General features: G+C 68.4%; 10 protein-coding genes and 5 tRNA genes. 9 read left to right on the forward strand and 6 right to left on the reverse strand.

The features are described from left to right. Entirely contained in the window at window positions 1–618 is a 618-nt protein-coding gene (locus Acor_RS03975; protein ID WP_155335142.1) for a DUF6000 family protein, read from the forward strand. 228 nt (window positions 619–846) lie between these two features. Here Acor_RS03975 and Acor_RS03980 read toward each other — a convergent pair whose 3' ends face one another. From Acor_RS03980 to Acor_RS03995, 4 genes are all read right to left on the reverse strand, one after another. Beyond that, on the reverse strand, window positions 847–1,758 hold the full coding sequence (locus Acor_RS03980; RefSeq protein ID WP_155335143.1) for an aminoglycoside phosphotransferase family protein: 912 nt from the start codon (window positions 1,756–1,758) through the stop codon (window positions 847–849). Window positions 1,759–1,867: 109 nt separating this feature from the next. Beyond that, window positions 1,868–1,940, reverse strand: a tRNA-Met gene (locus Acor_RS03985). A 109-nt stretch (window positions 1,941–2,049) separates the two neighbouring features. Continuing rightward, window positions 2,050–3,870 (reverse strand): glutamine--fructose-6-phosphate transaminase (isomerizing), encoded by a 1,821-nt coding sequence (gene glmS / locus Acor_RS03990; RefSeq protein ID WP_155335144.1) that lies wholly within the window; start codon window positions 3,868–3,870, stop codon window positions 2,050–2,052. Window position 3,871: 1 nt separating this feature from the next. After that, window positions 3,872–4,135, reverse strand: a complete 264-nt coding sequence (locus Acor_RS03995; RefSeq protein WP_174876101.1) for a hypothetical protein — start codon at window positions 4,133–4,135, stop codon at window positions 3,872–3,874. Between the two features lie 286 nt (window positions 4,136–4,421). Between Acor_RS03995 and Acor_RS04000 the strand changes: the two genes are divergently transcribed. Next, complete coding sequence (locus Acor_RS04000; RefSeq protein WP_155335145.1) at window positions 4,422–5,774, forward strand: M14 family zinc carboxypeptidase; 1,353 nt, start codon at window positions 4,422–4,424, stop codon at window positions 5,772–5,774. Between the two features lie 12 nt (window positions 5,775–5,786). Continuing rightward, a complete protein-coding gene (locus Acor_RS04005) occupies window positions 5,787–6,134 on the forward strand; it encodes a hypothetical protein (RefSeq protein WP_155335146.1) in 348 nt (115 codons plus the stop codon). A 267-nt stretch (window positions 6,135–6,401) separates the two neighbouring features. Here Acor_RS04005 and Acor_RS04010 read toward each other — a convergent pair whose 3' ends face one another. Both Acor_RS04010 and Acor_RS45335 read right to left on the reverse strand, forming a co-directional pair. Beyond that, complete coding sequence (locus Acor_RS04010; protein ID WP_155335147.1) at window positions 6,402–6,653, reverse strand: hypothetical protein; 252 nt, start codon at window positions 6,651–6,653, stop codon at window positions 6,402–6,404. 113 nt (window positions 6,654–6,766) lie between these two features. Further along, on the reverse strand, window positions 6,767–6,898 hold the full coding sequence (locus Acor_RS45335; RefSeq protein WP_281353143.1) for a hypothetical protein: 132 nt from the start codon (window positions 6,896–6,898) through the stop codon (window positions 6,767–6,769). Here Acor_RS45335 and Acor_RS46110 point away from each other — a divergent pair. The 6 genes from Acor_RS46110 to Acor_RS04040 form a co-directional block, all read left to right on the forward strand. Continuing rightward, on the forward strand, window positions 6,833–7,198 hold the full coding sequence (locus Acor_RS46110; protein WP_422664786.1) for an FtsX-like permease family protein: 366 nt from the start codon (window positions 6,833–6,835) through the stop codon (window positions 7,196–7,198). The genes Acor_RS45335 and Acor_RS46110 overlap by 66 nt on opposite strands. 142 nt (window positions 7,199–7,340) lie before the next feature. Continuing rightward, a tRNA-Gly gene (locus Acor_RS04020) sits at window positions 7,341–7,412 on the forward strand. Window position 7,413: 1 nt separating this feature from the next. Next, a tRNA-Cys gene (locus tag Acor_RS04025) sits at window positions 7,414–7,487 on the forward strand. A gap of 76 nt (window positions 7,488–7,563) precedes the next feature. Continuing rightward, window positions 7,564–7,635, forward strand: a tRNA-Gly gene (locus Acor_RS04030). Window positions 7,636–7,645: 10 nt separating this feature from the next. Continuing rightward, window positions 7,646–7,720, forward strand: a tRNA-Val gene (locus Acor_RS04035). A gap of 366 nt (window positions 7,721–8,086) precedes the next feature. Beyond that, a partial coding sequence (locus tag Acor_RS04040) for an NAD-dependent epimerase/dehydratase family protein (protein ID WP_155335259.1) occupies window positions 8,087–8,548 on the forward strand: 462 nt, incomplete at its 3' end.

Below are 8,548 nucleotides of genomic sequence, written 5' to 3' on the forward strand. Positions count from 1 at the left end.
ATGACCTTTCGCTTGCCCCAGACCGATGATGAGCTCGCCCTGGTCCGTCGATACGTGGTCTGGTCGCAACCGCCTCCCGGGCGTGGGCGCTACATGAAATTGCGGGGGGTCAACCCGTTGCGGGAGGAATCCGACCGCGACGTTTTCAACGCCGCCCTGGCCGAAGATGCTCGCCGGATCAGCGACGCCGACCTCGACATACTTCTCGGGTTCGAATGGCGTGCCCGGCTTACCGCGGCCTGGTTGATCGGCCTGGATGTACGAACCCAGTTCCGTGAGGCTTTGGGGGAGTTGCTGCTGGCCAGTGAACTGGTCTACTCCGGCCAGGGCTACTGCTTGGCGCTGGCGCGCTTCGGCCGGCCCGAGGACGCCGAGATCCTGACCGCCTACCTGGACCGCTACCTGCCTCAAACGGACTGTCACTACGACCAGGACTGGGCCATCGGAGCGCTGCTCCACCTGGACGCCAAGCTCGGCACCGCCCACGCCCAGCGGTTCCTGGGCCCCGAAGGGCTCTGGCACCGGTCCGCGTTCGCCGGACGAGACCCTCTCGCCGCCCAGCGCAGGACCGAGCAACTCTGTTTGTTCGCCGAACGGGTGCTGGCCACCATCACCTGACGCGGCACGCCCGAGAGCCACCGGGAAGGCAAGCGCGGACACGGCCCGCGACGAACCGCCGGCGTATCCGCCTCATCCAGCCCCCGTCCGGACGAGAGAGACACCCAGAGCCGCCATCGCGACACCCGCCCCGGCCATCATCGATCACCCCACAAGGCCGCACAACGTGATCGCCCGATGACGCATCAGGCATGTAGGCCCAGTGATGTAGGTGCCGGCCCGGTGGAGTCAGTCAGCGCGATCGTGGTCAGCCAGGACTTCATCGATGACGCGACGATTGACGGCGGCTCGCTTCGGGTCCCTGTCGATGTCCTCGGCCAGGGTGATCAGGGCCTTCCACAGGGCCCAGCCACGAGCCCGCGCCCACATGCCGGGATCCTGACCGACCGCGCTGCGGAAGCTGTTCCGGCTCTGGCCTGAGAACATCGTCCAGGTGATCACCAGATCGCAGGCGGGATCGCCGACACCGGATGTCCCGAAGTCGATGACGGCGGCCAGCCTCCCGTTCCTGACCAGCAGGTTGCCGCCCGCGAGGTCGCCGTGGAACCACACCGGCGGCCCGGACCAGGTCGCCTGGAGGGCGGCGTCCCACACCGCCGATGCCCGGGCGGTGTCGATGCGGCCGTCCAACACGGCCAGAGTGCGGCGTGTCTCGTCGTCGTAGTGGGCCGGCGAGACGCCCCGGTAGAAGCTGTGCTCGCCCGCTGCCGGCCCGCCGGTCGTGTCGATGCGCTGCAGGGCGACGATGAAGCCGGCGACCGAGGTCGCGAATTCGGGCAGGTCGTCGATGCGGTCAAGACTGGCGGTCTCGCCGTCCAGCCAGCCGCGGATGGACCAGTTGAACGGGTACCCCTCGCCCGGGAACCCTTTCGCCACGGGCTCGGGAATGGCGACGGGTAACGAGGGGGCGAGAACTGGCAGCCATCGATGTTCCTTGTCGACCGCCGGGGCATAACCGGCGGCGGTGGGGAGACGCGTCGTCATCCGCTCACCGAGCCGGTAGGTACGGTTGTCCCATCCGTCGACCTCGACCGGTGTCACGGGAAGGGCGCTCCACTGCGGGAACTGAGTCGCGACCAGTCGCTTCACGAGCCCCGCATCAATGCCGGCGCGCCCATCGATGTGCAGCTTCTCGACCATCCCGAGAGTGTGTCGGCCATCTTTCCCGCCGTGCAAAGGGTTTAACGAAGGTCACGTGGCCGGTAGGACGAACGGTTTTCTGAGCAGGGTTCGGGTAACGCCGCACGGGTGGCGGATGCGGGAATCGAACCCACCTGAAGCGGCTTATGAAACCGCCGGGCACACCAGCGCCCCCACCCGCCAATCAATTAAGTACAAACCAATTCTCTCCTTTCGCCTTTCCGCCGGACAACCGATTTACGGCCGGAATGCGTGGTCCGGTACGGCGCATGCCGTACCGGACCGGGCGGCCTATTCGACGGTGACGCTCTTGGCGAGGTTGCGGGGTTTGTCCACGTCGCGGCCGAGGGCGACGGCGGCGTGGTAGGCGAAGAGCTGGAGCGGGATGGTCAGCAGGATCGGGTCGAGTTCGGTTTCGTTCCTGGGGACGACGATGCAGTCGTCGGCCTGGTCGGCGGTGCGGTGGCCGACCATGAGGATGCGGCCGCTGCGGGCGCGGATCTCGCCCAGCGTGGTGAGATTCTTGTCGAGGAGTTCGTCGTCGGGGACGATCGCGACCGTCGGCATTTCGGGGCCGATCAGGGCGAGCGGCCCGTGCTTGAGCTCACTCGCGGGATACGCCTCGGCGTGCACGTACGAGATTTCCTTGAGCTTCTGCGCGCCCTCGCGGGCGACGGGATAGCCGCGGACGCGGCCGACGAACATCATTCCGGCGGCGTCCTTGGCGTAGCGCATCGCCAGTTCGCGGATGTGCTCCTCCTGGGTGAGCATCTCCTTGATCTGTTCGGGCAGCCGCCGCAAACCGTCGCAGATCCGCCGCCCGTCGGCGGGGGACAGGTCCCTGACCCGGCCCAGGTGCAGCGCGAGCAGGGCGAAAGCCGCCGAAGTCGACGTGAACGCCTTCGTGGAGGCGACCGAGACCTCCGGGCCCGCGTGCAGGTAGACGCCGCCGTCGCACTCCCGGGCGATCGCGCTGCCGACCGTGTTGACGATGCCGAGAACCCGCCCGCCCTTGCGCTTCAATTCCTGTACGGCCGCCAGCGTGTCATAGGTCTCGCCCGACTGGCTGATCGCGATGTACAGCGTGTCCGCCTCGACCACGGGACTCCGGTACCGGAACTCCGACGCGGGCTCCGCGTCGGCGGGAATCCGGGCCAGCTCCTCGATCAGCTGCGCCCCGATCTGCCCGGAATAGTACGCCGACCCACACCCAATGATCTTCACCCGCTTGAACGACCGCGACTCCCGCGCGTCCATGTTGAGGCCACCCAGATGAGCGATGTGGAACCGGTCGTCGATCCGCCCCCGCAGGGTCCGCCCGACCGTGTCCGGCTGCTCGGAGATCTCCTTGAGCAGGTAGTGCTCGTAGCCGCCGGTGTCGTAGTGACCGGTGTCCCAATCCACCGTGAACGGCTCTTTCGCCGTCTCCCGGGCATCACTCGTAAAGGTAGAGAAACCATCCGCCCGGAGGACCGCGAGCTCGCCGTCCTCCAGGTGCACGACCTGCCGGGTGTACCGGACCAGCGCGGCCACATCGGACGCCGCGAACATCTCCTTCTCCCCGATACCGAGCACGATCGGGCTGCCGTTCCTGGCCACCACCACCTCGCCGGGCCGTTCGGCGTCGATCACCGCGATGCCGTACGTGCCGACCACCAGCTTCAGCGCCCGCCGCACCGCCTCTTCCAGGCTCTCGGTCTCCTTGGCCGTACGGCCGATCAGGTGCGCGAGCACCTCGGTGTCGGTCTCGCTGAGGAAGGTCACCCCGTCGGCCTCCAGGCGCTGGCGGAGCGAGTCGGCATTCTCGATGATCCCGTTGTGCACGACGGCGATGCGCTCGTCGGCGGACGGGTGCGGGTGGGCGTTGACGTCGCTGGGCACGCCGTGGGTGGCCCAGCGGGTGTGGCCGATGCCGAGCGTGCCCTTGAACCGGGCCGGTACGACCGAGGCGAGGTCGGCGACCCTGCCCTTGACCTTGCGGATCTTGAGCGCCTTGGCCGCGACGACGGCGACGCCGGCGGAGTCGTACCCCCGGTATTCGAGCCGCTGCAGCCCCTCAAGCAAGATCGGCGCAGCGTCCTTTGGCCCTACATAGGCCACGATTCCGCACATGTCACCCTCCGTAGATGATTCGGCGGAGCTGTCGCTGGGACAGCTCCGGCGCCGTGACCCGCCGGGCCGGAAGCTCGGCGGCGATGCGGCGAAAGATCTCGTCGTTCGCCAGGCCGCGTGACTTGAGTTCGGCATGCCGGCGGCGGACGTATTCCTCGACGGGCTCGCCGAAGTACGCCAGCACGTCGGCGACCACGCGCGCCGCCTCACCAGGACCGAGCATCGTGGTCCTGGTGAGGTGCGCGATCAGGTCATCATGCGGCACAGGACAGGACCTTACGGAGAGGGGCCGTCGATTTCCAAGAATCCTGCCCGGAATCGGGCAGGATCACTCCGAAACTATACCGAGCACCGTCAGTCGGGGTCAGCTGACGGGTCGGCCAGCCCGTTGTCGGACCGCCCTTCCGTCACCACCCAACCCCACAGAGCCACCCTTAACAGGATTTATCCGTATTTATGGGCATCCATTAACGCTTCACGACAAGTCCATGGCGTCCGCCTTGGATCCCCCCACGATGTGACACATCGGGCGAGATCGGCAAACTAGGGAGGTGCTAGATCCTGTGTTATCCCGCGAACTCGACTCAGTCCCCGACTACGACCGCTTCGCCACCGTGGACGAGATCCACGACGGCCTCGTCCGCCTCGCCGCCGCCCATCCCGACGCCGCCGTGATCCGGCGCGTCGGCACCTCCCGGCTCGGGGACCCCATGCTCTGCCTCACCGTCGGCGAAGGCCCGCGCGACGTGGTCGTGGCCGCGGGCCCGCACCCGAACGAGCCGATCGGCGGCCTCACCGTCGTCCACCTGGCCGCCCGCCTGTGCGCGGAGCCGTCCCTGCGCGCCTCCGCGACCTGGCACATCGTCGGCTGCCTCGACCCGGACGGCACCCGGCTCAACGAGGGCTGGTTCGCCGGCCCCTTCACCAAGGCCCACTACGGCCGCCACTTCTACCGCCCCGCCGGCGACGAACAGGTCGAATGGACCTTCCCGTTCGCCTACAAACGCTCCTACTTCGACCGCGTCATGCCCGAAACCCTGGCCCTGATGCGCCTGATCGACGCCACCCGCCCCGCCTTCATGACCACCCTGCACAACGGCGAACTCGGCGGCGTCTTCTACTACCTCAACCGGGCGGAACCCGAACTCCAGGACATCCTCACCGAACTCCCCGACGTGTACGGCCTGCCCCTCCACGTCGGCGAACCCGAACACCCCGCCATCACCCAGCTCGCCCCCGCGATCTTCCTCACCCCCCAGATGGAAACCGCGTACGACTACGCGGAAGCCCTCGGCCAGGACCCCACCGAACTGATCACCGGCTCCGCCAGCGACACCTATGCCTCCCGCTACGGCACGCTCTGCCTGACCGCCGAACTTCCGTACTGGATGGACCCCGCCGCCGGCGACACCTCGCCCACCGACATCGTCTACAGCGACCTGATCCGCGCCCAGGCCGCCGACCTGCGCGACACGGTCACCGTCCTGGCCGAGGCCCTCGACGGCGTCACCGCCGACCTGGCCACCAAATCCCCTTTCATCCGGGCCAGCCGCTTCTTCATCCCGATGCTCGCCGGCGTCGCCACCACCGACGAGCAGCGCGCCGGCGACCCGTCCTCCGACCGCCCCGCCACCGCCGCGGAACGCTCCTCCAACCGGGACCTGGTCCACAGCTACCGCCTCAGGTTCGGCGGAATCCTGCTGCGCGCCCTGGACGGGGAGATCGCCATCGGCAACGCCACCCCCGCCATCCGGCGGCACGCGCGCACGCTCGCTGAGACGTATGAGAAGTGGTGCGCCGACGCCGAGACGCAGACCTCCGACCAGACCATCCCGATCAAACACCTGGTCGCCCTGCAGTACGGCGCGATCCTCGCGGGCGCCCACCACGCGCTCAGAACCTGAGGGTCAGCCCCCTTGGCGGCTCCGCCCGCCGTCCGGCTCAATGACGGAGCGACCTCAACGCTGGCTCCGGTCTGGGCCTGGTTACGGCTGGATCTGCGCCGCCGGATCCGGGCACTGACCCTCCTGGGACTCCTGGTGGCGGTGGGTTCGGGGGCGGTGATGGCCTCCGCCGCCGGGGCGCTGCGCGGCGAATCCGCGGCGGCGCGCCTGCTGGACGCGACCCTGCCCGCGCACGCCATGGCCAGCCCAACCAGCCCGGCTTCGACTGGGACGCGGTCCGCCGCCTGCCAGGCGTGGCCGCGGTCGGGTCCTTCCTCCTCACCGGCCTCACCCTGGAAGGCCTCCCGGGCGCGGCCGTGAGCTACCCGTCCGCGGACGTCGATCTCATGACCACGATGGAACGCCCCATCGTGCTGGCCGGCCGCCTGCCGGATCCCGCCCGGGTGGACGAGCGGTGGCCTCCGAACTGTTCATGGCGGCCAACGACGTCAAGGTCGGCGACACGTTCGTCGTGGGGTTCGGCCCCGGGAACGTGCGGCAGCCCGTCCGGATCGTCGGAATCGTCCGTACACCGCTCCTGCTGAACTTCCCCGAACTCGTCACCACCACGACGTTCGCCCAGCGCTATTACGCCGTCCTGACCGAGAACGCTTCGGACGTGGCCAACGCCGTCATCAGGTTGCACGGCGGCGAGTCCGCCCTGCCGGCGTTCCGGCGCGCCTTCGCGGAGCTGACCGGCCGGGACGACATCGAGATCGACGACCTGACCGCGCTGATGCGCAAACGCGAGCAGGCCAACACCTTCGAGGCCGCCATCCTCGGCGGGATCTCCCTGGCCGCGCTGGTCTGCGCGCTGGCGCTGATCGGCCAGGCCGTCACCCGGTACGCGGTTCCGCCAGGCCCTCCTGACCCTGCGCGACGGCGCCGACCCCGCCGCGGTCTCTCAGCGCCTGTCCGCGCAGCTGACCCCCCCCGCGCGACTCGAATTCGCCTCACCCCCCATCCACGTCACCCAGATCAGCAACATCCTGATCCTCCCGCTGGCCTTCGGCGCCTTCCTGGCCCTCCTCGCCGTCGGCGTCAACGGCCACACCCTCGCCACCGGCATCCACCGCCGCCGCCACGACATCGCCGTCAGCGCCCTCGGCCTCACCCCCCGCCAATGCCCGCCTGCCATCTTCACCCAGGCCACCACCGTCGCCGCGACCGGCCTCCTACTCGGCATCCCCCTCGGCCTGGCCCTCGGCCGCATCCTGTGGCGAGTCGTCGCCGACATCACCCCCGTCCTGTACGCCCCACCCCTCGCCCTGCAGATCGCCCTCCTGACAATCCCCGCCGCCCTCGCCCTCGCCGCCCTCCTGGCCTTCCGCCCAACCCGCCACGTCACCCGCTACTCAGTCAGCGACTGCCTCCGCACCGGATAACCCCAGCCTGACCAGACGGCCCACCTCGCGACCACCGGACGGCGACCCGGAGTGCTGCGCGGCCGTCGGCCTCGCCGGTGCGCACGAGCGCGGTCAGAACGCGCTAAGGTTTCTTCGTAGCCCGGGTTCAGCCCGGATGCTCGCGGAAGTGGCTCAGTGGTAGAGCATCACCTTGCCAAGGTGAGGGTCGCGGGTTCGAATCCCGTCTTCCGCTCGGTGGAGTGGCCGAGAGGCGAGGCAGCGGCCTGCAAAGCCGCGTACACGGGTTCAAATCCCGTCTCCACCTCCAAGGTCGTCACGGGAACCCCGTGAAGTCCGCTAAAGTAAGACCTGCGTCGCTGAGGGTCAGCCCCATCAACGACCGCGCGGAAGTGGCTCAGTGGTAGAGCATCACCTTGCCAAGGTGAGGGTCGCGGGTTCGAATCCCGTCTTCCGCTCGCAGTTCCCGGACGATTAGCTCAGCGGGAGAGCGCTTCCCTGACACGGAAGAGGTCACAGGTTCAATCCCTGTATCGTCCACCATCTTCCAGCAGGTCAGCCAGGGTTCCGGGGCTTCTCCGGGACCCTTTTTCGATCTTTGTAGGTCGTGGGAGCCAAACGGGGAGCCACCAGGAAGGAATCGGGCTACTAGATTCGCTTCCGCAAGTCCGACAGCGGACTTGGCTCGGTTGCCGGTGGATGGCCAGCCATATGGCGTCAGGCGTGTCGACCAGAGCGCCGCCTAACGATCTACAGGGACGCCGGCCCATCGGCGACATCCACCCGCCGCGGCTACAGACTCCATCAGGGCGCTCCCGCATCCCAGGGTTTCGTTCCGAGGGTGCCGAGTCGCGTCTGTTTGCGCGAGGATAGGACATAGCGGGGCATCTGACACGGATTGGGACAAGCATGCGAATTGTTGTCGTAGGCGGAAGCGGGCACATCGGCACCTATCTGGTCCCCCGGCTGGTACGGGCCGGCCATGAGGTCATCAGCATCAGCCGTGGCTCTCGTGCCGCCTACACCGATGCTCCCGAATGGCGGCAGGTGCGCCACGTCGTCGCCGACCGGGAACAACAGGACCGCGAGGCCACCTTCGGGGACACGGTGGCCGGCCTGAACCCCGAGGCGGTCGCCGACCTCGTCTGCTTCACCCTGGAATCGGCCACCGCGCTGGTCGAACGCCTGCGGGGCGAGATCGGCCACCTGCTGCACTGCGGTTCCATCTGGCGGTACGGCCCCAGCCACGCGCTGCCGATCTCCGAGACCACGGGCACCGCCCCTGTCGGGGAGTACGGAATCCAGAAAGACCGGATCGCACGGATGCTGAAGGAGGAGACCGCCGACGGCGGACTGGTCACCACGTCCCTG

This window comes from Acrocarpospora corrugata (assembly GCF_009687845.1).
In the GTDB taxonomy this organism is placed as follows: domain Bacteria; phylum Actinomycetota; class Actinomycetes; order Streptosporangiales; family Streptosporangiaceae; genus Acrocarpospora; species Acrocarpospora corrugata.

What these genes read in the sequence shown, in the direction of transcription:
- Acor_RS03975 (WP_155335142.1), top strand. Translation starts at nt 1, where the DNA reads ATGACCTTTCGCTTGCCCCAGACCGATGATGAGCTCGCCCTGGTCCGT.
- Acor_RS03980 (WP_155335143.1), bottom strand. Translation starts at nt 1,758, where the DNA reads ATGGTCGAGAAGCTGCACATCGATGGGCGCGCCGGCATTGATGCGGGG.
- glmS (WP_155335144.1), bottom strand. Translation starts at nt 3,870, where the DNA reads ATGTGCGGAATCGTGGCCTATGTAGGGCCAAAGGACGCTGCGCCGATC.